Source organism: Halomonas sp. E14 (assembly GCF_052568415.1).
Genome location: NZ_CP199423.1, coordinates 1,986,926 through 2,011,333 on the forward strand (window position 1 = coordinate 1,986,926; position 24,408 = coordinate 2,011,333).

At 65.9% G+C, this 24,408-nt stretch carries 20 protein-coding genes; 14 read left to right on the top strand and 6 right to left on the bottom strand.

Features of this window, described 5'->3' with window-relative positions:
* Nucleotides 1-146: 146 nt before the first annotated feature.
* Nucleotides 147-1,085 (top strand): EamA family transporter RarD, encoded by a 939-nt coding sequence (rarD, locus tag ACT7B3_RS09345; protein ID WP_445157731.1) that lies wholly within the window; start codon nt 147-149, stop codon nt 1,083-1,085.
* 81 nt (nt 1,086-1,166) lie between these two features.
* Here rarD and ACT7B3_RS09350 read toward each other — a convergent pair whose 3' ends face one another.
* Nucleotides 1,167-2,834, bottom strand: coding sequence for a methyl-accepting chemotaxis protein (locus ACT7B3_RS09350; protein WP_445157732.1), 1,668 nt, complete (start codon nt 2,832-2,834; stop codon nt 1,167-1,169).
* A 180-nt stretch (nt 2,835-3,014) separates the two neighbouring features.
* Nucleotides 3,015-4,289 (bottom strand): O-acetylhomoserine aminocarboxypropyltransferase/cysteine synthase family protein, encoded by a 1,275-nt coding sequence (locus ACT7B3_RS09355; RefSeq protein WP_445157733.1) that lies wholly within the window; start codon nt 4,287-4,289, stop codon nt 3,015-3,017.
* A gap of 145 nt (nt 4,290-4,434) precedes the next feature.
* Here ACT7B3_RS09355 and ACT7B3_RS09360 point away from each other — a divergent pair, with 145 nt between their 5' ends.
* The 4 genes from ACT7B3_RS09360 to ACT7B3_RS09375 all read left to right on the top strand — a co-directional run bounded on the left by ACT7B3_RS09360 (nt 4,435) and on the right by ACT7B3_RS09375 (nt 11,169).
* Nucleotides 4,435-6,147: a SulP family inorganic anion transporter gene (locus ACT7B3_RS09360; RefSeq protein ID WP_445157734.1), complete on the top strand. Its 1,713-nt coding sequence runs from the start codon at nt 4,435-4,437 to the stop codon at nt 6,145-6,147.
* Between the two features lie 295 nt (nt 6,148-6,442).
* A complete protein-coding gene (locus ACT7B3_RS09365) occupies nt 6,443-7,603 on the top strand; it encodes a TAXI family TRAP transporter solute-binding subunit (protein WP_445157735.1) in 1,161 nt (386 codons plus the stop codon).
* Between the two features lie 64 nt (nt 7,604-7,667).
* On the top strand, nt 7,668-9,692 hold the full coding sequence (locus tag ACT7B3_RS09370) for a TRAP transporter permease (protein ID WP_445157736.1): 2,025 nt from the start codon (nt 7,668-7,670) through the stop codon (nt 9,690-9,692).
* Between the two features lie 55 nt (nt 9,693-9,747).
* Complete coding sequence (locus tag ACT7B3_RS09375; protein ID WP_445157737.1) at nt 9,748-11,169, top strand: enoyl-CoA hydratase/isomerase family protein; 1,422 nt, start codon at nt 9,748-9,750, stop codon at nt 11,167-11,169.
* 16 nt (nt 11,170-11,185) lie between these two features.
* On the opposite strand, the gene ACT7B3_RS09380 is transcribed toward ACT7B3_RS09375, so the two are convergent.
* The 4 genes from ACT7B3_RS09380 to ACT7B3_RS09395 are packed head-to-tail and all read right to left on the bottom strand — an operon-like array spanning nt 11,186 to nt 15,757.
* On the bottom strand, nt 11,186-12,574 hold the full coding sequence (locus ACT7B3_RS09380) for a hypothetical protein (protein ID WP_445157738.1): 1,389 nt from the start codon (nt 12,572-12,574) through the stop codon (nt 11,186-11,188).
* Complete coding sequence (locus tag ACT7B3_RS09385; RefSeq protein ID WP_444677668.1) at nt 12,571-12,987, bottom strand: PaaI family thioesterase; 417 nt, start codon at nt 12,985-12,987, stop codon at nt 12,571-12,573. The genes ACT7B3_RS09380 and ACT7B3_RS09385 overlap by 4 nt, the downstream gene beginning before the upstream one ends.
* Entirely contained in the window at nt 12,984-14,606 is a 1,623-nt protein-coding gene (locus ACT7B3_RS09390; RefSeq protein WP_445157739.1) for a class I adenylate-forming enzyme family protein, read from the bottom strand. Before ACT7B3_RS09390 ends, ACT7B3_RS09385 begins: the two co-directional genes overlap by 4 nt.
* Entirely contained in the window at nt 14,606-15,757 is a 1,152-nt protein-coding gene (locus ACT7B3_RS09395; RefSeq protein ID WP_445157740.1) for an acyl-CoA dehydrogenase family protein, read from the bottom strand. Before ACT7B3_RS09395 ends, ACT7B3_RS09390 begins: the two co-directional genes overlap by 1 nt.
* Nucleotides 15,758-16,002: 245 nt before the next feature.
* Here ACT7B3_RS09395 and ACT7B3_RS09400 point away from each other — a divergent pair, with 245 nt between their 5' ends.
* The 9 genes from ACT7B3_RS09400 (at nt 16,003) to ACT7B3_RS09440 (ending at nt 24,396) form a co-directional block, all read left to right on the top strand.
* Complete coding sequence (locus ACT7B3_RS09400; RefSeq protein WP_445157741.1) at nt 16,003-17,523, top strand: 3-hydroxyacyl-CoA dehydrogenase; 1,521 nt, start codon at nt 16,003-16,005, stop codon at nt 17,521-17,523.
* Between the two features lie 25 nt (nt 17,524-17,548).
* The gene (locus ACT7B3_RS09405; protein ID WP_445157742.1) at nt 17,549-18,757 is read left to right on the top strand and encodes a 3-oxoadipyl-CoA thiolase; all 1,209 of its coding nucleotides are present in this window, start codon (nt 17,549-17,551) and stop codon (nt 18,755-18,757) included.
* A gap of 90 nt (nt 18,758-18,847) precedes the next feature.
* The gene (locus ACT7B3_RS09410) at nt 18,848-19,663 is read left to right on the top strand and encodes an IclR family transcriptional regulator (RefSeq protein WP_445157743.1); all 816 of its coding nucleotides are present in this window, start codon (nt 18,848-18,850) and stop codon (nt 19,661-19,663) included.
* A 107-nt stretch (nt 19,664-19,770) separates the two neighbouring features.
* The gene (locus ACT7B3_RS09415) at nt 19,771-20,892 is read left to right on the top strand and encodes an MlaE family ABC transporter permease (RefSeq protein ID WP_445157744.1); all 1,122 of its coding nucleotides are present in this window, start codon (nt 19,771-19,773) and stop codon (nt 20,890-20,892) included.
* Nucleotides 20,889-21,680, top strand: coding sequence for an ABC transporter ATP-binding protein (locus tag ACT7B3_RS09420; protein WP_445157745.1), 792 nt, complete (start codon nt 20,889-20,891; stop codon nt 21,678-21,680). The genes ACT7B3_RS09415 and ACT7B3_RS09420 overlap by 4 nt, the downstream gene beginning before the upstream one ends.
* Nucleotides 21,680-22,618, top strand: a complete 939-nt coding sequence (locus tag ACT7B3_RS09425) for an MlaD family protein (protein WP_444677660.1) — start codon at nt 21,680-21,682, stop codon at nt 22,616-22,618. The genes ACT7B3_RS09420 and ACT7B3_RS09425 overlap by 1 nt, the downstream gene beginning before the upstream one ends.
* Nucleotides 22,615-23,253 (top strand): ABC-type transport auxiliary lipoprotein family protein, encoded by a 639-nt coding sequence (locus ACT7B3_RS09430; RefSeq protein ID WP_444677659.1) that lies wholly within the window; start codon nt 22,615-22,617, stop codon nt 23,251-23,253. The genes ACT7B3_RS09425 and ACT7B3_RS09430 overlap by 4 nt, the downstream gene beginning before the upstream one ends.
* A 110-nt stretch (nt 23,254-23,363) precedes the next feature.
* Nucleotides 23,364-24,050: a DNA-binding transcriptional regulator CsiR gene (csiR, locus tag ACT7B3_RS09435; RefSeq protein WP_444677658.1), complete on the top strand. Its 687-nt coding sequence runs from the start codon at nt 23,364-23,366 to the stop codon at nt 24,048-24,050.
* Between the two features lie 124 nt (nt 24,051-24,174).
* Nucleotides 24,175-24,396, top strand: a complete 222-nt coding sequence (locus tag ACT7B3_RS09440) for a hypothetical protein (RefSeq protein WP_445157746.1) — start codon at nt 24,175-24,177, stop codon at nt 24,394-24,396.
* Nucleotides 24,397-24,408 lie beyond the last annotated feature (12 nt).

A 24,408-nucleotide genomic window follows, 5' to 3' on the forward strand; every position in this document is an offset into this window, starting at 1 on the left:
TTCCCTTGCAGGTATCACTCGTGGGCTCAGACTAACCCAGCGGGCGCGTGGCGTCAGTACATCGCCAATAGCTGCACGAGCAATGTCGGCATGGTCAGCCATCGAATAGCCTGCTAAGTTGGTGGTTTTACGCGAGAGAGCCCCCCATGACAGCGCGCCCGGCCAGTGAACAAGACGCCACTCGCGGTGTGGCATATGGCTTGGGCGCCTATGTGATGTGGGGTTGCTTTCCGCTGTTCTTCGCCCTTTTCGACGGCGTGCCGGCTTTTGAAGTCCTGATTCACCGGATCATCTGGTCGTGCCTGTTCCTGGCGGGGCTGGTTACCCTGCTGAAACGCTGGGCTCCCATTCGCCAGGCGCTGGGCGAGCCGAGCCGCCTGGGTGCAGTCTTGGCCTGTGCCCTGCTGATCGCCTTCAATTGGGGGCTGTACATCTATTCGGTGGAAACCCGCCAGGTACTGCAGGCAAGCCTTGGCTACTTTCTTACGCCGCTAGTGAATGTAGCGCTGGGGATGCTGGTGCTGCGTGAACGTATCTCGGGCCTGCAGGTACTGGCGATAGGCCTGGCCGGGCTGGCCATCATCATTCAACTCTCGCTGCTTGGCGTGCTGCCCTGGATCAGCCTTGCACTGGCGCTCAGTTTCGGCACCTATGGCCTACTGCGCAAGCGGGTTCCGCTCGATGGCCTGTCCGGCCTGTTCGTCGAGACCCTGCTGCTGCTGCCGCTGGGCCTGCTAACTCTTGCGTGGCTCTCACTGGTTGGCCAGTCGCACTTCCTGGAGGCACCCCGCACCTTGATACTCTTGGTCGCTAGCGGGGTCATCACCGCACTGCCACTGCTTGCCTTTGCCGGCGCGGCACGGCGCCTGCGCCTGGCCACCCTGGGTTTTCTGATGTACCTCAACCCCAGCATCCAGTTCTTTATCGCCCTGTGGGTCTTCCATGAGCCGTTGACCACCGCTCAGCTGCTGACCTTTCTGCTGATCTGGCTCGGCTTGGCACTCTACTCGTGGTCAGCATGGAGCACGCGACCACGCCCAGTGCTGGTACCCACCGGTACGGACGAACCGCACAAGTCGCAGTGAGCCGCCTCTCTAAGAGTCCCCACGCGCAAGCATTTCGGCCTGCCCCGTTCCCTCCGGACCAGGGCATGCCCGAGCCAGGCCTTACACCGGCATGACGGTGCGTGAACTTTCCTGGCGCATTTCGAAGCTCAGCGGGATGGGTGGCTCCACCTGCGGGGCAGCCGATTCCGGCTTGTAGCCCACCCGGAAACCGCCCCAGTGCTTGCCCGACACGTAGATAGGCACCGACAGGTCATGCATGATCTCACCGGTGTCACGTTTGTAGGTTTGCAGCAGCAGCGTCTGTTCATGGGTTCCGCAACGCTGGCCGGTCGTATCCTCGTAGATGCGCTTGTTGCGGCAGAATTTCAGGTCATGCTCGTACTCGCCGGTGGGCGGCCGGCTGCTCTTCATGTTGTGCGTGGGGATGTAGCCACGCCGATCGATGGCGATGGCGTAGGCCAGGCCAAGGGTTTCCAGCAGGGGCTCCTGAATTTCAGGCAAGCGTTCGTCGCAGAAGGTGTCATAGCCTGCGTGATATTGAACGGGATTGGTGCCGGGAATGGGCACGTAGCGAGGATTGAAGAGATTGGCCTCATCGAGCTCACCACGCTTGATCGCAGATTCGAGCAGAGCACCGATCTTGGTGGCTGCCCCGCGCGCCGCCTCGAAGGCCTGCTGGTGGCGCCCTTCCAGGCGCTGCTGGGCAAGGCCGGCATCGACGGCTTCAGCGCCGCCCATCAGCGCATGTGCTTGCTTGGCCAGGCCATGCATTTCCCGATTGCCCTGCTCGGTCTCCTTTTCGAGCAGGGTGAGCGTGCCGGCGACACGCTGCGAATGGCGCTGGGTGTCGTCCATGGCCTCGGCAATGGAGCGAATCTCGCTTTCCACCTGGTCGAAATGCCCGGTCATCTCGGTCAACTGCTCGCCTACCTTGCCCATTTCGCTGGCACGCATGCCCACGCGCTGCATGAGATGACCGATGGTGTCCACCACGCGATGGCTGCTGTCGCCAATATCCGCCACCAGCGCCTCAACGTTGCGAGTGGCATCCGACGTACGGCCGGCAAGCTGACGCACTTCACCCGCAACCACGGCAAAACCGCGGCCATGCTCGCCGGCTCGGGCCGCCTCGATGGACGCGTTGAGCGACAGCAGGTTGGTCTGCTCGGCAATCTCTTCAATCAGCGAGGTGACGTTGCGCACGCTCTCGGCCTTCTGACCGAGTACGCTCAACAGCTCCAGCGCCTCCTCCGAACGCTCTGCCAATGCACGCATCTCGGTGATCACCAGCTCCAGCGATTCACGACTGACATGGCTGGCGTCGCGCGACCGGCTGGCCAGGCTAGCCACATTGGCCGCACTCACGGCCACTTGCTCGATGGCTGAGGTGATCGCCGCCATGCTCGAGGACGCCTCGCTGACCGTGCGCTCCTGACGCGTCAGGCGCTGATCCATGCAATCGGCATGATGCGATACTTCCGCCGAGGCAATGGCGGTAGTACTCGCCTGGTGGATAAGACCGTTGGCCATGCGGCGCAGCGACAGGTAGTCGCGGGTGACCGGCAGCCACGCCGAGACGCTGCCTTGCTCAAGGGCTTGCGCGCCCGCCCGATAAACCCCAACCAGGCCTGCCTGCGCCAGGATGCCTCCGCCAAGCGCCCCCAGGAGGACAGGCAGCAGCGCCATCCAACCGGCGTCAATGGAGAAAGAAAGCAACAGCCCCCCGGCCAGCGACCCCATAGCCAGCAAGTACATCAGAATTCGCATGGCGTCTTGTCTCTTTGTTATTGGAGTGGGATGAGAGTAGCGCCATGTGGGTAATGAACGCACCCCCACTTTCGACTCACAGACCAAAGCTCGACTCAAGCTGGGCCGGCTTTGGCCGACAACCTGGGGCCCGCCCGGGGGCGGCGGCACTCGCCGTCGCCCCCGGGCTGCCAAGCTGACTCACGCCTGGCTGGCGGCCAGCGCCTGGTCCAGGTCAGCCAGGATGTCGTCGATATGTTCGATACCAATGGAGAGGCGCACCATGTCGGGCGTCACCCCGGCTGCGCGGAGCTCCTCGTCGTTGAGCTGACGGTGGGTCGTCGATGCAGGAATGGAGGCACAGCTCTTGGCATCGCCGATGTTGACCAGGCGCAGGACCAGGCCCAGTGCATCGTAGAAACGCGCGCCAGCCTCGCGGCCGCCCTGGATGCCGAAGCTGAGGATGCCCGAGGCACTCCCGTTCATGTAGCGCTGTGCCAGGGCGTGGTCCTTGTGGCTGGGCAGGCCGGCGAACTGGACCCAGGTGACCGAGGGGTGACGCTCGAGGTACTCGGCGACCCGCTGCGCGTTGTCACAGATACGCTCGATGCGCAGCGACAGGGTTTCCAGGCCCTGCAGCAGGTTCCACGCCGCCTGGGCGGAGAGCGCCGCACCCATGTTGCGCAGCGGCACCACCCGGGCCCGGGCGATGAAGGCGGCCTCACCGACGTCGCGGGTGTAGCTCACCCCGTGGTAGGAGGTATCGGGCTCGTTGAGCAGCGGGAAGCGCTGAGCATGCTCGGCCCAGGGAAACTTGCCGGAATCGACGATCACGCCGCCGATGGTGGTGCCATGCCCGCCGATGTACTTGGTCGCCGAATGGATGACGATATCGGCCCCATGCTCGATCGGACGCCATAGGAACGGGGTGGCCACGGTATTGTCGACGATGACCGGCACGCCGTGGCGATGGGCCGCTTCCGCCAGGCGCGCCATGTCGATCACGCTGCCGGAGGGGTTGCCCACGCTTTCGCAGAACACCGCCTTGGTGCGCGCATCGATCAGCGACTCGATGCCGTCGATGTCGTCCTTGTCGGCGAAGCGCACCTCGATACCCTGGCGCGGCAGGGTGTGAGCGAACAGATTGTAGGTACCGCCATAGAGTTCGCTGATGGAGACGATATTGTCGCCGGCCTCGGCGATGGTCTGAATGGCATAGGTAATCGCCGCCATGCCGGAGGCCACCGCCAGGCCGGCGATCCCGCCTTCCAGCGCGGCGATACGCTGCTCCAGCACCGCGCACGTAGGGTTCATGATGCGCGAGTAGATGTTGCCCTCGACCTTGAGGTCGAACAGGTCGGCCGCATGCTGGGCGCTGTCGAAGGAGAACGACGTAGTCTGGTGAATGGGCACGGCCACGGCGTGCTGGTCGTTGGCGGTGTATCCGTGGTGAAGGGCGATGGTTTCCGGCTTCATGGCGTATCCTGTCGGCATAGGGCGTGAGCGGGCCGTTTCGACTCGCGGCGGCGGATAACGGCTATATCACGCGATGCTAACCAAGACTCAACCCAATCACCAATATCGTTTAGTCTGGTTGACCGACCCTGACGTGAAAACACGGATGCTGCGACGCTACCTGCCGATTCTCACATGGCTGCCCCACTACAACCGACGCCTGGCCACTGCCGATGTGCTGGCGGGGGTGATCGTTACCATCATGGTGATCCCCCAGTCGCTGGCCTACGCCGTGCTGGCCGGTCTGCCTGCCGTGGTGGGGTTGTATGCCAGCCTGCTCCCGGCGATCGCCTATGCGCTACTGGGGACCAGCCGCACGCTGGCCGTCGGCCCGGTCGCCATCATCGCGCTGATGACCGGGGCGGCCCTGTCAGGCGTTGCCGCACCGGGAAGCGCCGAGTATCTGCATGCCGCTTTGATCCTGTCCCTGCTCTCGGGCGTGATCCTGCTGCTGATGGGCCTGCTGCGCATGGGGTTCGTGGCGAACTTCCTCAGCCACCCGGTCATTGCCGGCTTTCTTACCGCCTCTGGCGTGCTTATCGCTGCCAGCCAGGTGGGGCATCTGGCGGGCCTCGACCTCGCCGCGCGTGACCTGCTGCCAAGGTTGGCGGAGCTGATCACGGCCCTGCCAGGCCTGCACCTGCCGACGCTCGCCATCGGCCTCGGCACGCTCGCCTTCCTGCTGCTGCTGCGGCAACAAGGGCGCCCGGCCCTGCGCCGCCTGGGCCTCTCTCGCCCCCTGGCCGACCTGCTGACACGCAGCGGGCCGGTCTTCGCGGTATTGGTCACCGCCGCCGTCACCTGGCAGTTCACGCTGAACGAGCGTGGTGTCGCCGTGATTGGCGATATCCCCCAGGGGCTGCCTGCGCTCACCCTGCCCGGCTTCGATGCCGGGCTGTGGCAGGCCCTGCTAATACCGGCCCTGCTGATCAGCGTGGTGGGCTTCGTCGAGTCGGTCTCCATGGGACAGATGCTGGCCGCTCGGCGCCGCGAGCGGATCTCACCCAACCAAGAGCTGGTCGCGCTGGGCAGCGCCAACCTGGCCGCCGGATTTTCTGCCGGGATGCCAGTCACCGGCGGCCTGACCCGTACGGTCATCAACCACGACGCGGGGGCCCAGACCCCGCTGGCCGGGCTATTCACCGCGCTCGGCATCGGCGCCGTGACCCTCTTCCTTACCCCGGCACTGGCCTACCTGCCGATCGCCACCCTCGCCGCCACCATCACGGTGTCGATCCTCACCCTGATCGACATTCCCATGATTCGCCAGACCTGGCGCTACTCCCGCAGCGACTTCTCGGCGATGGCCGTGACCATCCTGCTAACCCTGGTGGAAGGCGTCGAGGCCGGCATCATCAGCGGCGTGGTGCTCTCCATCGGCCTGTTTCTCTACCGCACCAGTCGCCCCCACAGCGCACTGGTCGGACGTATCCCGGATACCGAGCATTTCCGCAACGTCGAGCGTCACACCACGGAAACCGTCAGCCATGTGGCCCTGCTGCGTATCGACGAGAGCCTCTATTTCGCCAACGCGCGCTATCTCGAAGACACCGTGTATGACCTGGTGGCCACCCGCCCGGAGCTCGAGCACGTGGTGCTGATCTGCTCCGCCGTCAACCTGATCGATGCCTCGGCGCTGGAAAGCCTCGACGCCATCAACGCGCGCCTCAGGGATTCTCGGGTGACCCTGCACCTGGCCGAGGTCAAGGGTCCAGTCATGGATCGCCTGAAGCGCAGCGACTTCCTCGACGACATGACCGGCAGGGTCTTCCTCAGCACCTTTGCCGCCTGGCGCGAACTGTCTCGCCCTGCCGAATAGTAGAGAACCGAGCACGCAGCATCCTGCTTCTTCCATATTGCCTTTGGTCTATCAACCCGCGCCTAGACCTTGGTCTAGGGGTGCCCTCACCTGCCTCTGTAGGAAAGCGCCAACTTCTTGTTGTGACAGAGAGACTCGGCGAGCCTTAGGCCATGTTCCGCAGAGCGGAAGGCTGACGATACATCATTCTTGCGGACTCATTGACACCACCACGGTGGCTTCCTAGTATCGAACTCAGTTTCGGAATTAAATACCGCATAGCAAAACAACAACCGGCACAATACAGGAGACATCTATGCGCCAGCTGCCCTGCTCGCTCGCTCTCGTAGCACTTCCGCTCTCGCTGCTCGCTGCCACAGTGGCCCAGGCCAGTGACGTCGAGCTTCCCCGCACCATGGCCTGGACCGCCTACGGCACCAACTCCAGCGGCTATGCCCAGGCGGTGGCCATCGGCAACATGCTGCAGAGCCACTACGGCACCTCGGTGCGCATCCTGCCAGGCGACAATGATGTCTCGCGCATGACGCCGCTCAAGCAGGGCCGCGTCGACCTTTGCGCCTGCGGCATCGCCAGCTACTACGGTGCCGAAGGCGTCATGATGTTCGCCAACCGCGACTGGGGCCCGCAGCCAATCCGCGTCATCACCACCTCCACTGCCTCCTTCGGCCTTTCACTGGCCGTTGCCGGCGATCTCGGCGTCGAGACACCGGCCGACCTGGCCGGAAAGCGCATCGCCTATATTCGTGGCGATGACGCCCTGAACAAGGGCACCGAAGCCTACCTGGCCTTCGGCGGGTTGACGTGGGATGACGTCGAGCGAGTGGATTTCCCCGGCTATGCCCGCTCCTTCGACGGCATCATTGCCGGTAACGCCGATGCCTCCTTCACCACCACCGTCACCCCGCCGGCCCAGCAGCTCGCCAGCAGCCCACGCGGCATCAGCTGGCCGGTGCTCGACCCCGACGACGCCGAGGGCTGGGAGCGCATGATGGCGGTGGCCCCCTACTTCCGCCCCCACGAGGTGACCGCCGGGGCCGGCGACGTCAGTGCCGACAACCCCGTGCCCAGCGCCAGCTACCCCTATCCGATCGTGGTCGCCAACCGTGACCTCGACGACAAGGTGGCCTACGGCCTGATCAGGGCGCTGCAGGACAACTACGACGACTACAAGGATGCCGCGCCCGGCGCCGTGGGCTACGCCTTCGATTATCAGGACCTGCAGTGGGTCGTGCCGTTCCACGACGCGGTGGTGGCGTACTACGAGGAAATCGGCGTCTGGACCGACGAAATGCAGGCGCACCAGGAGGCGCTGGTAGAACGTCAGGAGCTGCTCATCGCCACCTGGGAGGAGTTTCTTGGCGACGCTCCCGACGACGAAGACGCCTTCGAGGAAGCCTGGATGCAGACCCGTGCCGAAGCGCTGCGCAAGGCTGGTCTCGACCCGGTCTTCGAGTGAAGCCAGGACCTCAGCCTGACCCGGGGCGGCCATGCCGCCCCTTCCCCGATTCACGGACGCCGCCATGACCCCTCCCACTCCCCCTAACGAATCGACGCGCCAGCTCAAGGAGAAGGTCACCCATATCCGCACGCTGCCGCTCGCGCTGCGCTGGATCCCCGGCGCGGTGACCGTGGTATTGATGGCGATGACCCTGGACTATCTGTTCAACCTCGGCTGGCTGCGCTTCGTCACCGGGCTCGAGACCCAGTTCTATTACGCCGTGGTGGCGCTGCTGCTGCCGCTGGTCTACCTGCTGTGGCCGATCACCCCGTCTCTGCAGCACCGCCCGGTGCCCTGGTACGACTACGCGCTGAGCCTGGCCACGCTGATCGTCGGCGGCTACTTCGTTTACCACGCCGAATCGATCCTCGAGCGCGGCTGGGCCTTCGCCGCCCCCGACACCGCCATCCTGGCCAGCTACGCCTGGTGGCTCTTGATCGTCGAAGCGGCCCGCCGCGCCGGGGGCTGGCCCATCGCCGTGATCGTGGCCATGTTCTCGCTCTATCCGCTGGTGGCCGACGTCGTTCCCGGGCCGATCCAGGCGTTCCCCTCCACCCTGGAGGAGACCGCCATGTATCACACCATGAGTACCGAGAGCATCATGGGCGTGCCGCTGCAGGCCTTCGCCGGCCTGGTGATCGGCTTCCTGGTGTTCGGCGTGGTGCTGCAGAAGAGCGGCGGCGGGAAGTTCTTCATCGACCTGGCCTTCGCCCTGCTGGGGCACGTGCGCGGTGGCCCGGCCAAGGTCTCGATCTTCTCCAGCGGCCTGATGGGCTCGATGAGCGGCAGCGTGATCAGCAACGTGCTGACCACCGGCGTGCTATCGATTCCCGCCATGCGCCGCATCGGCATGGGCCGCTCGTTCTCAGGCGGGGTGGAGGCCTGTGCCTCCACCGGCGGCGTGTTGATGCCCCCGGTGATGGGCGCCACCGCCTTCGTCATGGCGATGTTTCTCGACGTGCCCTATGCCGCCGTGGCGCTGGCCGCCGTCATCCCCTCGATCCTCTACTTCCTCGGTCTGTTCATCCAGATCGACGCCTATGCGGCACGCCACGACATCAAGGGCCTGCCGGCGGCCGAGCTGCCTTCGCTGTGGCAGACCCTCAAGCAGGGCTGGTACTTCATCTTTGTCTTCGCCCTGCTGGTGTGGATGCTGCTGGTAATGCAGCGCGAAGCGGTGGCGCCCTTCTACGCCACGGCGCTGCTGCTGGTGCTCAACCAGTTCTCGCGTCGCAATCGCTGGGGGCTCCGCGAGCTGGGCGAGTCGCTGTCGTCGGCGGCCAAACTGTTCGCCGAGCTGATCGCCATCCTGGCCGGCGTCGGCATGCTGGTCGGGGCACTGTCGATGACCGGCCTCTCCGGCACCATCGCCAACGACTTCATTCACATCGCCGGCGGCAGCGTACCGCTGCTGCTGATCATGGGGGCGCTCACCAGCTTCGTGCTGGGTATCGGCATGACCGTCACCGCCGCTTACATCTTCCTCGCCGTGGCCCTGGCCCCGGCGCTGATCCAAGGCGGCGGCCTCGACCCCATGGCGGTGCACATGTTCATCCTCTACTGGGGCATGCTCAGCTTCATCACCCCACCCGTGGCGCTCGGCGCCTTCGCCGCCGCCACCGTCGCCGGTGCGCGGCCCATGGCCACCGGGCTGCAGGCCATGCGCCTGGGCAGCGTGATCTACTTCATCCCCTTCCTGTTCGTGCTCAATCCGGCGCTGATCATGCAGGCCGAGCCGCTGCAGATCGGGCTGGTCTTCGTCCAGGCGCTGATCGGTATCGTGCTGTTCGCCTCCGCCATGCAGGGCTATCTCATCGGTGTGGGCCGCCTCGGCATTGGCGCCGTCAGCGAAACCGTCACCCGCGGCCTGGTGCTGGTGGCAGGCCTGCTGTTCGCCCTGCCCGGCGGCGGCATGGTCCCGCTCAGCCAGCTCGAGCTGTTCGCCTTCGCCCTCGCTGCGCTGGTGCCCGCCGTACTGCTGGCGCGCTGGAGTCAGCGCCTGGCACGGCCACGCTCGGCGACCCTGACGCCCCCCATCGATTCATGAGCCTGACGATGCGCGATACGCTTACTCTTCTACCAGCCACTGAGAGCCATGCCCCATGACGACTCCGGTCAGCTACCAGCGCCATGACGACATCGGCGTGATCACCATCGACAACCCGCCGGTCAACGCCCTGGGCCAGGCCGTCCGCCAGGGCCTGATGGAGACCGTCGCCCGGGGCCGCGAGGATAGCGAGGCGCGGGTGCTGGTACTCCTCGCTCGCGGCCGCACCTTCATTGCCGGCGCCGACATTCGCGAGTTCGGCAAACCGCCCCAGGCGCCGATCCTGCCGGAGGTGATCGCCACCCTGGAAGCCGGTGACAAGCCCATCGTCGCCGTGCTGCACGGTACCGCGCTGGGCGGCGGGCTCGAGGTGGCGCTGGGCTGCCAGTTGAGGGTGGCCCTGCCCGGCACCAAGCTGGGCCTGCCCGAGGTCAAGCTCGGCCTGCTGCCGGGCGCCGGCGGCACGCAGCGTCTGCCACGGCTGAGCGGCATCGAAGCGGCCCTCGACCTGATCACCAGCGGCCGCTTTGTCGATGCCGACGAGGCACTCGCCCTGGGTATCGTCGACGCCGTAGCGGACGCTGGCGACCCGCTCGAGGCGGGACTGGCGGCGGCGCGTGACGTCCTCGCCGGCAAACATACGCCGCGGGTCACCGGGGAGCTGCCGTCCCCTGTCGCCAACACGGCGGCCATCGAGCGCTACCGGGCCCAGCTGGAAAGCGAGGTGCCGGAACTCTACTCCCCCTTCCGCTGTGTCGAAGCGATTGCCTTCAGCAGCGAAGGCAGCCTGGCCGATGGCCTGCGTCGTGAGCGCGAACTGTTCTTCGCCTGCATGGATTCACCCCAGCGCGCCGGGCTGATCCACGCCTTCTTCGCCGCTCGCGCACCGCACCGGGTGCCCGACGCCGGTGAGCCGCCGACACTCGAGCACCTCGCTCTGCTGGGCGAGCACCCGCTGTTCGAGCGCCTGCGTGGAAAAGCCGAGCGAGCCGGCATCCAACTCGCCAACCGTCCCGCAGAGGCCACTCTGGCGTGTCTGATCGCCGGTTCCGACACGACCTGTCCGAGTCATTGTCTGAGCATCGTTGTGCTGTCGCCCGAGGCGGCAGAAGACCTCAACGCCGTCGCTGCCGACCTGGCGCTGGTCGTGACCGCCGGCATGACCGAACTGGTCGCGCTGCGCGCCGACGCCGAACGGCAGCAGGCGGTGGCCAATGCGCTGAAGGCACTGCGTCTGCCCGTGACGGTGAGCCGTCAGGGCAGCCTGCTGGCCACGCTGGCCAAGGCAGCACGCGACGACGACGCCAATCCCCGGGCGGCCATGGAGGCAGCGAGCCTGATGCTGGCCGAGCGCGGCTGGGCCTACCGCGAGAGCGACATCGACCTGCTCGCCATCGAGGCGCTGAGTTACCCGCGCCACCTGGGCGGCCCCCACCGCCAGGCCACTCTGGCGTTGGAAGAACGCCGCTGCGGATAAAGGCTGCGCCAGCCATTTACCAGGCGGCGAGCAGGAACCACCCTGTCAGCAGCGGAATGCAGGCCAGCAGGAAGCGGGCGTTCCAGCGGTAGCCGATATGACGGGAGGAAACGCCGGTGAAGCGCGACAGGATCAGCATCGAAGCCGTGATCGGCGATGACATCAGCGCCAGCGCCCAACCCACCATCAGGGCGGCACCAGTCAGTGCCGGCGAGAGTCCTTCGATTGGCAGCGAAGGCAGCAGACCCACCAGCAGTGTCACGGTCACGATGGGGTTGACCCCGACCTGGGCCAACCCCACCACCAGTAGCATCGCCAGCACCGCGTTGGCAGCACCCAGCGGCGCGATGAAGGTCAGCAGTGGCCCCAGACTTTCCACCGGGACCAGTGCCACGCCAAGATGGCCGAGATACCCCGCCGCCCCCAGCACCACGACCTCGTTGCCGATGGGCGCCACCAGCCACGGCAACTGACGCCGCAGGCTCGCCAGGGCCGCCGGAACACCCAGCAGGCCGAGCCGACGCCGTTGCCAGGCCAGCCAACCGAATGCGCTGAGAGGCGCCCCGACCAGGGCGGCGATCGGCAAACGAAGCTCAAGCCACCAGGACAGCAGGAAAACCAACGAGACGATGCCGAACAGCAGCAGGCAGAACGCCCCCAGCGGAGCCAGTGAAGGCACCGCGACCGCTTCGCTGCGAGCCACAGGGTGCGGGCCGGTCAAGTGGTCAATGCCCCACCCCACCAGGAAGATGAGCAGCGCCGCGCCCACCACATAGGGGGCCAGGTCGATCCAGCGCAGCTCCGGCAGGCTCGAGAGTACTACCGCTACGCCGATACCCATGGGCGAGATCAGCGGTGCCAGGGAAAAACCACGCAGCAGCGCCAGCATCATCCGCCGCTGACGTGCCTGACGGACCCAGGCCCGCCCTTGGGCCGCCGCCAGGGTGTTGCTCTTCTCGATCATGCCGGCGAACAAATTCAGCACCCCGATGTTGAGGATAATGCCGAACAGTGCCGAACCGGCAGAAAGAATGGGATAGCGTCGCGTGGGCGGCTGCAGCAGCATGGCGGTGCCACAGCGGCGTACCAAGCGTGAGCGGTAGGCCGGCAGGCGCAACAGGCCGAGCGCCACGACGAAGGTAGCGAAAAAAGCGAAACGTCCGGCGGCCTCGAACAGCAGCCGACCCGGCGCCTCGGCCTGCCACAGCGCCAGCAGGCTCCCCATGGCGGCGGCGGACAGCAGCCCTAGCGCCATGGGCGAGAGCCGGCCGCCAAGCATGACCAGGTAGCCGGCCAGGGCCAGGATAGCCAGCGCCTGGACCACAGCGCTTCCGAAGACAAGCTGAAACAGCGTGCACAGCGTAACGATCGACAACAGGCCGGCGCGCAGGCACGCCGCGTTCACTCGGGCACACCCTCCGCCGACTCGCTGCCGCTGCGACGGCGAAACGCTCCTTCGGCCATAGCCAGCAGCGTGCCCTCGGCATCGATGACTTCACCGCTTGCCAGGTAGACCTTGCGCCCTCCACCGCGCACCCTGCCGGTGGCACGCAAGGTGCCGGTCCCGGCTGGGCCCACGAAGGTGCTGGTCAGCGACAGCGTCATGCCGCGGCGCACCCGCCCGGGGTCATCGCAGTAAAGCCCGGCGAGGCTCAGGGCGCTGTCGAGCATCGACGTGAGCACCCCGCCATGCACAATGCCACTGCGATTGAGGTGGCGGTCGTCTGCTACCAGTTCAACCACCGCAAGTCCTTCCGACCACTCCACCACCCGTATGCCGAGCAGCTCGTGGTAGCCCATGAGTGCAGTTTCTCTCATGCCTCCTTCTCCCGGCCCGCCATGTCGCGCAGGCGGCCTTTGAGGATCTTGCCGCTGGCCGTGGCCGGCAGCGTGTCCATCAGGATCAGGCGCGTGGGCCGCTTATAGGGCGCCAGCCGCGAGCCGATGAACGCACGCAGCTCCGCCTCGCTGAGCGTGGCGCCGGGCTCGCACTGGACGAAGGCGACCACCTCCTCATTGCCCTCCACCTGGCGTCCCACCACCGCCGACAGTGTCACGTCCGGATGCTCATTGATCACCGCCTCCACGTCGGGTGGATAGATGTTGAAGCCGGAGCGGATGATCAGCTCCTTGCTGCGGCCGACGATATAAAGCTGGTCGTCGTCATCGAAGCGGGCGATGTCGCCGGTGTTCAGCCAGCCGTCCGCGGTGAGGCAGGCCCGGGTGGCCGTGGGCTGGCGAAAGTAGCCTTTCATCACGTTGGGTCCACGTACCCACAGCTCGCCGGCGCCGGCATGTGCGGGTTCGTCCTCGCCACCGTCGCCCAGCGGCGCCAGGCGGTACTCCAGCAGCGGCAGTACGCGCCCTACGGTGTTGCTGTCGAAGCAGTCGTCGATACGGGTCTGGCTGATGGTCGGGCTCGCCTCGGTGAGGCCATAGCCGTTGTGCAGGGTCAGGCCGAACAGGGCCTGGACACGCCCCTTGAGATCGCCATCGAGCGGCGAGCCCCCCGCCGAGATGTAGCGCAGCGCCGGCGCCACCAGGCTTCTCCCTTCGCGGCGAAGGTACTCCAGCGTGCGTGCGAACATCGCCGGCACGCCTTGCAGCACGGTGATGCGCTCATGCTCGAGTGCGGCCAGCATGGCGGCGGCATCGAAGCGTGGCACGGTGTAGAGGCAGGCGCCATTGTAGAGCGAACCCATGCACACCGATGACAGGCCGAACACGTGCGACACCGGCAGCACCCCGTAGACCCGCTCGCCCTGGCACAGGTGACGCATGCCGCCCGAAATGGAGGCGATATAGAGGACGCCGCGATGGGTCAGCATCACTCCCTTGGGCGTGCCGGTAGTGCCGGAGGTATAGATCATCGCCGCCACCTGCTCGGCGCCGCTGGCGGCGACCGGCTCCGGTGCCACCTCAGCCAATGCGGAGAGATGCAGTCGGCCCAGTGAGGCATGCTCGAGCGCCTCGGCGCCATGGCGTTCGCCATGGGACTCGGCGTCCGGCGAGGCCTCGCTGGTATAGAACACCCGCCGCGGCTGGCAGTTGTCGCGGATGACATCTATCTCCTGGGCCGAGAGGCGCGAATTGACGATGGCCACCCAGACGTCGCGCTCGCTGGCCGCCAGCAGCAACGCCACCAGCGCTCGGCCATTCTCGCTCACCGTCATGATGCGATCACCGCGGCGAATGCCCAGTGAATCAAGCCACTCGGCGGTGGCATGAATCGCATGCCCCAGCTCGCCGTAGCTCCAGCGCACCTCGCCGTCGACCAGCGCCGGCTCGTCGGCCAGGCGCTCGGCATTCTGCAGCACCCGGGTGCTGAGTCGCTCGGGAAGCTCGGCCACCAGCTCGCTCGCCATACGGCCGAAGATCGCCTCGTCGGGCGCCTGGCGGATGTCCGACTTAGCCGTCGGCGCACTCCCAACCGCCATCAGGTCACCTCCCGCACCATGTTGCGCGCGATCACCACCTGCTGGATCTGGGTCGTGCCCTCGTAGATGCGGAACAGGCGAACGTCGCGATAGAAGCGCTCCACCGCGTATTCCGCCATGTAGCCGGCACCGCCGTGCACCTGCACCGCCCGGTCGGCCACGCGTCCCACCATCTCGGCGCAGAACAGCTTGCAGCAGGAGGCCAGCGTCGAGACGTTCTCGCCGGCGTCCTTGCGCCGTGCGGCATCGAGCACCATGGTGCGTCCCGCGTAGGCCTCGGTCTTGCTATCGGCAAGCATCGCCTGCACCAGTTGGTGCTCGGCCAGGGGCACGCCGAACTGCTTGCGCTCGATCGCGTAGTTGAGCGACTCCTCCACGAGTCGGTCGGCCACGCCCACGCATACGGCCGCGATATGCAGCCGGCCTCGATCGAGCACCTTCATGGCGGTCTTGAAACCTACCCCTTCCACGCCACCGATGATGTTTTCGGCGGGTACACGGCAGTCTTCGAAGATGATGTCGCAGGTATGGGCACCCTTCTGGCCCATCTTGTTGTCCGCCGGGCCGCGCTTGAGCCCCGGGGTGTCGCCCTCGACGATGAAGGCGCTGATACCACCAGCGCCCTTGTGGCTCGGGTCGGTGCGCGCCATCACGGTGAAGATGTCGGCTTCGGGGCCGTTGGTGATGTAGCGCTTGGTGCCGTTGAGCACGTAGTGCTCGCCGTCGCGCACGGCCGTGGTGCGCAGGCTGGCGGCATCCGAACCGGAATCGGGCTCAGTCAGACAGAAGGCGCTTAGCAGCTCACCGGTGGCCAGACGGGGTACGTATTTCGCCTTCTGCTCGGGCGTCCCGTCGATCAGGATACCCTGGGCGCCGATCCCGTTGTTGGTACCGAACACCGAGCGGAAGGCCGGCGAGGTCTTGCCCAGCTCCATGGCCACCAATGCTTCTTCTTCCATGGTCAGAGCCAGGCCGCCGTACTCCTCTGGAATCGACAGGCCGAACAGCCCCAGCGCCTTCATCTCTTCGAGCAGCTCCGGCGGCACGGCGTCTTCCTCTGCCAGCCGCGCCTCATTGGGGATCAAGCGCTCGCGCACGAAGCGGGCGATGGTGGTGGTCAGCTGGTCGAGCAGTTCGGGGTCGCGAATCATGACGAGTCCTCACGCAGGAGAGAAGCGGCCGTTCGACGGGCATTGCCCTAAAGCGTCAAGGCCAGGCCTGCCTTGTTTCGCTTAGCAGAACGTAAGACCGCATTTGGTTGTCTTGCACTCTTGCATAGCCTAGGATATCAGTCAATAAATGAAATGTTGTTTCGCAAAGCGAAACCAAGGTACAAACCAGAAGTACAACAATTCGGAAGCACAAAAGCTTAAAAAGCAGCCCAGAGAGGATCTTCATGCTGAACAACACACCGACTCCCTTCCGTACCCTGGGTATCGTTGGCACGGGTGCGATGGGCCGGGGCATTGCCCAGATCGCCGCCCAAGCCGGGCTGACCGTCTACCTGCATGACCTGCGCGAAGGGGCAGTTGCCGAGGCGCGCCAGTACATCGGTGGCCTGTGGCAGCGCGCCGTGCAGAAGCAGCGCCTGAACGAGACCGATGCCGAGCGCTACCGCACTGCCCTGAAGCAGGCCGAGGCCCTGTCCGACCTGGCAGGCTGCGATATCGTCGTTGAGGCGATCGTAGAAAAGCTCGAGGCCAAGCAGGCGCTGTTCCAGCAGTTGGAGGCCATTCTCGGCAATGAAGCCGTACTGGCGACCAATACCTCGTCGCTGTCGGTGACGGCGATTGCCTCGGGCTGTCGCCATCCGCAGCGCGTGATCGGGTTTCACTTCTTCAACCCGGTACCGCTGATGAAGATCGTCGAGGTGATCCCCGGGCTGCGCACCGCTGATGACGTGACCGATAGAGTGGAGGCGCTGGGACGCGCCATGGGTCACTTCACCGCCCGCACTACCGACACCCCGGGCTTCCTGGTCAACCATGCCGGTCGCGCCTACGGCACCGAGGCGCTGCGTATCCTGGGCGAAAGCGTGACCGACCACGTTACGATCGATCGCATCCTGGTCGATCAAGGCGGATTTCGCTTGGGCCCTTTTGCGCTGCTCGACCTCACCGGGCTCGACGTCTCCCATGCGGTGATGGAGTCGATCTACCACCAGTACTACGAAGAGCCGCGCTTTCGCCCCTCGCCCCTGACGCGCCAGCGCCTGACGGCCGGGCTGCTCGGACGCAAGAGTGGCGAAGGCTTCTACCGCTATGAGGAGGGCAAACCCCAGCTGCCCTCCGAGCCCCCCACGCCCGAAGCCGCGCCGCGCCCGGTGTGGATCGGCACTGAGGATGACGAAGCCAGACGACAGCTCGCCGCGCTGGTGACCACAGCGGGCTGGCCGCTGGACAGTGCTTCGGCTCCCTCTTCGGAAGCGCTGTGCCTGGTCGCCCCGCTAGGCGAAGATGCCACAACCTGCGCACTGCGCCTGGGCCTGGAGCCCGAACGCTGCGTGGCCGTCGATCTGCTGGCCGGCCTCGAGCGGCGCCGCAGCCTGATGACCACGCCAGTCACCCAACCTGCCTATCGCGATGCCGCCGCGGCCCTGTTTGCCCATGACGGCACGCCGGTCAGCATCATCAATGACAGCAATGGGTTCGTGCTGCAGCGGGTGGTGGCATGCATCGTCAACGTCGGCAGCGACATCGCCCAGCAGGGCGTGGCCGCCCCAGCGATCATCGATCGCGCCGTGGAACTCGGCTTGGGCTATCCACTGGGGCCGCTGGCCATGGGCGACCATTACGGCCGCCGCCGCATTCTCACCATTCTCGACAACCTTCTGGCCGCTACCGGCGATCCCCGCTACCGCGCCAGCCCCTGGCTACGCCGCCGTGCTGCCCTCGACCTTACCCTGACAGCGGCCTGAAGCCCCCTGCCCAATAGGAACTCCCATGCAAGACGCCTATATCTTCGACGGACTGCGTACTCCCTTCGGTCGCCATGGAGGCAGCCTCGCCGCCATACGCCCCGACGACCTGCTCGGCCACGTGCTAAAAGCGCTCGTCGCACGCAACGCCTTTTCCATCGAAGCCTATGAAGAGGTGCTGGCCGGCTGTACCAACCAGGCCGGCGAGGATTCGCGCAACATCGCACGGCACGCGGGGCTGGTCGCCGGCCTACCGGTCGAAGTGGCGGCCCAGACGGTCAACCGCCTGTGCGGCAGTGGCCTCGCGGCGGTCATCGATGCCGCTCGCGCCACACGGCTCGGCGAGGGTGAACTGTTCCTGGCCGGGGGGGTGGAATCCATGTCCCGCGCCCCCTATGTGCTGGGCAAGGCGGAATCCCCTTACGCCCGCAACCAGCCGCTGTACGATACCGTAATCGGCTCGCGCTTCCCCAACCCCTGGATTTCCCGCGAATACGGCAGCCACAGCATGCCCGAGACCGCCGACAACGTGGCCCAGGATCTCGGCATCGGCCGCGAGGCGAGCGACGCCTTCGCCGCTCGCTCCCAGTCCCGCTATGCCGAGGCCCAGACCCGCGGCTTCTATGACGACGAGCTGCTGGCCGTGGAGGTCGCCCAGGGTCGCAGGCAACCACCGCAGGTGGTAACGCAAGACGAACACCCGCGCCCCGACACCGACGCCGACAAGCTGGCCAGGCTGGGCCCGTTGTTCGAAGGCGGCGTGGTCACGGCTGGCAACGCTTCCGGCCTTAACGACGGCGCGGCGGCGCTGATCGTGGGTAGCCTCGCCGCAGGCGAGCGTGCCGGCATTGCGCCACGGGCACGTATCGTGGCCAGTGCCGTAGCCGGCGTGCCCCCCCGTGTGATGGGGCTGGGCCCGGTACCGGCCAGCCGCAAGGCGCTCGAAAGAGCCGGCCTAACCCTCGAGCAGATGGACGTAATCGAGATCAATGAGGCCTTCGCGGTGCAGGTGCTGGGCTGCGTCAAGCAGCTGGGACTCGATCCGGACGACAGCCGCCTCAACGCCAACGGCGGCGCCATCGCCATCGGCCACCCGCTGGGTGCCTCCGGCGCTCGCCTGGCGCTGACCGCACTGCGCCAGCTCGAAGCCGGAGCAGGCCGCTACGCACTGGTCACCATGTGCATCGGGGTCGGCCAGGGCATCGCCTGCATTATCGAAAGAGCGGAGCGCTGAGCACCCCTGCCGCCCCGGGCTCGGCCGCCAACGGACTGACCCGGGGCAATATGCGATACTCGCCCAACGACCTCGCGACAGGGAACCACAATGAACACACCTGCCCCGCTGGAAGATGACGGCACATTGCCGACCAAGGACCGCAACTTCGTCACCGCTCTGGCCCGCGGCCTGGAACTGCTGCGCGCCTTCGGTGCCGGCGAGGAGTATCTTGGCAATGCCGAGCTTTCCAGCCGCACCGGGATTCCGCGCCCGACGGTGTCGCGGCTGACCTACACCCTGACCCAGCTCGGCTATCTTCGGCATAACACCCGGTTGGAGAAATATCGCCTTGGCCCCGGCATCCTGGCCCTGGGCTACCGCTTCCTGGCCAGCCAGGGCATTCGCGACATCGCTCGCCCTTTCATGCAGCAGTTCGCCGAAGCCACCGATTGCAATGTCAGCCTCGGGGAGCCGGACAAGCACGACATGGTGTATATCGAAAGCTGCCATGGCAGCGGCCCACTGATCGTGCGTCTCGACATTGGCTCGCGCCTGCCGATGGCGACCACGGCGATCGGCCGCGCCTGGCTGTGCGGGCTCTCCGAAGCGCGCCGCGAGGCGGTGATGGCGGAACTGGCCAAGGCGCATGGCGCGGACTGGCCGGGACTGGAAAAAGGGATTCGGAGAAGCCAGGAGGATTATGCTCGCTATGGCTTCTGTCTCTCGGAGGGCGACTGGCAGTCGCAAATCAGCGCCGTGGCTACGCCGCTGATCCTCGAGGATGGCGCCGAGGTAATGGCGATCAACTGCGGCGGTGCCGCCCACCGTCTCGGCCATTCGATCATGGTCGACAACCTGGGGCCGCGACTCAAGGAAGTGGCAAGACGCATCCTGGCGGAACTGCAGCACGGCAACGCACCCTGACGGCTGCCAAGCCGCCCCTGTCACCCGCCCGGCGATCAGGATATAGTGCAAAAACCGTGAGGTGACGACACCTTGCAACTGAACGCCAGGAGAATTGAGTCGACTTCATGCCCGACACTGCTTCTCGTCCCGGCATGCTGGTGCAGGAGGCCGATCGGTTCAGCGCCGAGGGTGACTGGACGCTGCCGCACTACGCCAGGCTGAGCGCCGTTGCCGCCAAGGCCAGGGCCGCCGAAGAGATTGCGCTTGATCGCCTCGGTGCCCTGGACACCTCCGGCGCCTCTGTGCTGGTCGATCTGCTGGGCGCCGACCGGGTGCAGGAGATAGACCGCTGGGCACCGGCGCTGCCACCGGAACGCCGCAGCATGCTCAAGGCAGTGGCCAAGGCGCGGGAGGCGTCGCCGCCGCCTACCGAACCACGGGCGCTGCCGATACTCGGTGCATTGGCCGAGCTGGGCCGGCGCGTCGAGGCACTGGGCCGCCAGCAGCTTCAGCTCGCCGGCTTCATCGGGCTGACCCTGACCAGCCTGCTGGCCAACCTGCCGCGCCCCTGGCGCTGGCGCATCACCGCCCTCGTCGCTCATATCCAGCAGACCGGGCTCAACGCCATTCCCATCGTGGCGCTGCTCACCTTCCTGGTCGGCGCCGTGGTGGCGTTTCTCGGCGCCACGGTGCTGCGCGATTTCGGCGCCACCATCTATACCGTCAACCTGGTCACCTACTCCTTCCTGCGTGAGTTCGGCGTCTTACTCGCAGCCATTCTGCTGGCCGGGCGAACCGCCAGCGCCTTCACCGCCCAGATCGGCGCCATGAAGGCCAACGAAGAGCTCGATGCCCTGCGCGCCCAGGGCCTGAGCCCCATGGAGCTGCTGGTACTGCCCCGAGTGCTGGCGATGATGATCAGCCTGCCGATCCTCACCCTGGTGGGCATGCTCAGCGGCATGCTGGGCGGGGCGCTGGTCTGTGCCCTGGCGCTGGATATCTCTACCACGCAGTTCCTGGCCATCCTGCAGCGCGAGATACCGCTGCGCCATTTCCTGCTGGGGATCGGTAAGGCGCCGGTATTCGCCTTCATCATCGCAGTCATCGGCTGCCTGGAAGGCTTCAAGGCCAAGGCCAGCGCCCAGTCTGTCGGTGAGCACACCACCTCCAGCGTGGTGCAATCCATCTTCATGGTAATCCTGCTCGACGCACTTGCCGCCATGTTCTTCATGGAGATGGGCTGGTGAGTCAAGCGTCCGATACGGTGGTCGAAGTACGCGGCCTCACCAACCGCTTCGGCAGCCATGTGGTGCATAACGGCCTCGACCTGGATATCCGTCGCGGCGAGATTCTCGGCGTCGTGGGCGGTTCCGGCACCGGAAAGTCGGTTCTGCTCCGTAGCATCGTCGGGCTCAAGCGGCCGGACGGCGGGTCGATTCACGTGCTCGGCGAGGACCTGCAGCGGCTGGCGCCCGACCGGCGAGCACGAATCGAACGCCGCTTCGGTGTGCTGTTCCAGCGTGGCGCGCTCTTCAGCTCGCTCAACCTGCAGGAAAACGTCGCCCTGCCGCTGATCGAACACCTGGGAATGGCCCGGGCGGACGCCGAACATCTGGCGCGACTCAAGCTGGCCCTGGCCGGCTTGCCTTCCCAGGCAGCCCAGCTGATGCCGGATGCGCTGTCGGGCGGCATGGTCAAGCGTGCTGCCCTGGCTCGTGCGCTGGCCCTCGACCCGGAGGTGCTGTTTCTCGACGAACCCACTGCCGGCCTGGACCCCATCGGCGCCGCCGCCTTCGATACACTGCTGATGACGCTACGCGACGCCCTCGGCTTCAGCGTCTTTCTGGTGACCCACGATCTCGATACGCTCTATACAGCCTGCGATCGCGTCGCGGTCATCGCTCACCGCCGGATTCTGGTCGCCGACCGCCTGGACGTCGTGGAAGCGACCGACGATCCGTGGGTCCGCGACTATTTTCATGGCCCGCGAGGCCGCGCCGCCCGCCACGCGGCCCACGCTGCAAAGGAGGGGTGATGGAAACCCGAGCCCACCATGTCGTCATTGGCCTGTTCACCGTACTGGCCATAGCAGGCGGCCTGCTGTTTGCGCTGTGGCTGAACCACACCGCTGGCGACCGCGACTACACCCATTACGAGGTGCTGTTCAATCGAGGGGTCAGCGGCCTGTCCGAGGGCAACGCCGTGGAATACAGCGGGGTCCGGGTCGGCGACGTCGTTAACCTGAGACTCGATCCGGTCGATCCTCGCAACGTGCGAGCGCTGATTCGCGTGCAGAGCCACGTGCCTATTCGTCAGGACACGCGGGCGCGCCTTGCGCTGGCCAATATCACCGGCAGCATGTCGATCCAACTGCACGGCGGCACACCGGAGAGCCCACTGCTGATTAATCGCGGCGAGGCACCGCCACAGATCGTGGCCGATCCGTCGCCGCTGGGTGCGCTGCTCAGCGACAGCGAAGAACTGCTCGGCAACGTCAACAGCGTGCTATCACGCCTCGAGGCGCTGCTGTCGCAGGACAATATCGACAGCGTGGAGCAGATCCTTGCCAACCTGGAGCGCACCACGGCTCAACTGGCCGCCATCGGCGATGCGCCGAGTCAGGTAGCAGAACGCATGGTGGAGGTCACCCAGGAAGCGGCGCGCGTGCTGGCGGAGCTGCGCAGCCTGGCGGAGCGCACAGGTGGGCTATTGCAGGGCCCCACGGAGAGCATGCTGCGTGAAGCCGGCCAGCTCACCGGCAGTCTGGCCCGGGCGGCCCAGCAGATTGAACAGCTCATGCAGGACAACCAGGGTGCGTTGGAAAGCGGCATTCGTGGGGTGCAGGGACTCGGCCCCGCCACGCTCGAACTGCGCAACACCCTGTCATCCTTGAATCGCCTGGTGCGCAGGCTGGAGGACAACCCGACCGATTTCCTGCTCGGACGCGACCAGATAGAGGAGTTCACCCCATGACCCCGCTGCGGCTACCCCTGCTGGGTCTGCTGTTCCTGATGCTCGGCGCTGCCGGCTGCACCCTGGTGCCGCAGCGCACCCCGCTGGCACTCTACACCTTGCCCGATGGCACCGTTCCGCCAGCACACGCCAACGCTGCCCGGCAGGACACGCGCACTCTGCGGATCGACACGCCACAAGCCAGCGGCCTGCTCGACAGTGCTCGCATCGTGGTCGTGCCCACTCCGCACCAGCCTCAGGTCTACGAAGGCGCACGCTGGGCCGACGACATGCCCCGCCTGCTGCGCAATCGCATGCTGGATGCCTTCCAGGCCGATGGCCGCCTCTCGCGTCTCGTCCATGATGGTGCCGCGCTGGTCGCCGACTTCGAGCTTGCCAGCGACCTGCGCGCCTTCCAGAGCGAGTACCACGCTGGCCGTGCCCCGCAGGCGGTGATCCGCCTGGACGCCCGCCTGATCGATGCCCGCTCCCAGCAGCTGTTGGCCAGCCGGCGCTTCGAGCAGCGCCACCACGCGCAGAGCGAAGCCCTGCCCGATGTCGTCACGGCCTTCGGCGCAGCGGCGGACCAACTCACCCTCGAACTCGTGGCCTGGGTGGTGGAACAGGCTGACCGGGGCGATACGGCGGCCCGTTGAACCCACCCTCGGCTCAGGCCGTCGAATATAGACAATTCATCATAATGTCTTGCGGTTACCGTTATCGGCAGCAATTGGTTATGATGCGGCTAAAAGCAAGGATGTACGCCATGGATAGTTCGCCCCGACAGAACCTGGGCATCAGCGCCTATAGCTGGCTCAAGCATGACATCATCCGCGGCATCTTCCAGCCGGGAGAAAAACTGCTCATGAGCCGGCTCAAGGATCGCTATCGCCTGGGAATCGGCCCGCTTCGCGAAGCCCTGTCTCAGCTGGTGGCAGAGCGGCTGGTAATTGCCATCAGCCAGCGGGGCTATCGAGTCGCCCCGATGTCCCTGGCCGAGCTGAAGGACATCTATGACGCCCGAGCCCAGCTCGAAGGGCTGATACTCACGCTTGCGATCGAGCGTGGCGACGACGCCTGGGAAGCGGAGATTCTGGCCACGGCTCATACCCTCTCCAAAGTTATGGAGGTCAATACACCGGACGAGCTGCTCGATGTCTGGGACACCCGCCACAAGGCCTTTCATACTGCCATCGCCAGCGGCTGTGGCTCTCCTCACCTGCTTCAGGTCCGCGAAAGCCTGTTCGATCAGGTCGAACGCTATCGCCACCTCTGGCTGCGCGAAACGGTCTTCTCCGAAGACGCCCTCGAGCGCAAGCGCCAGGAGCATGCCGCGCTGGTCGAGGTGATTCTCGCCCGTCGTGCCGAGCAGGCCGGAGAGATGATGCGCGAGCACCTGATGACACCGGTACCGATCATCACCGAGGTGATGACACGACGCGGCCTGGCCTGACCGTCACCTTCCTGTCACTACACTCGGCCATACTGTGGCCGTGACAAGATGAAACTCACGTTTTATTTTGTAGAGACAACCGGCCAAGCGCAGCCCTATCGTTGCCGGCCCGAAGGAGGGCGTTATGCCACACATCCTGCGTTTTTCACGTGAAGTCGAAGACCGGCTGGAATGCCTTCTTCAAGGAACCGATCTCAGCAAGGCGGAGCTGATCGAGCGCTGCCTGGGTCGCGGCCTGGCAGAGCTGGAAGCCGAGCTGCTGATGGAGGGCGCCGATGCCCGCCTCGACCCGGTAAATGGCCCGACCATCGACCAGCTGCTGCGCGAAAGCGGCTTGGGCGCCTGAACCGGCTTTTGC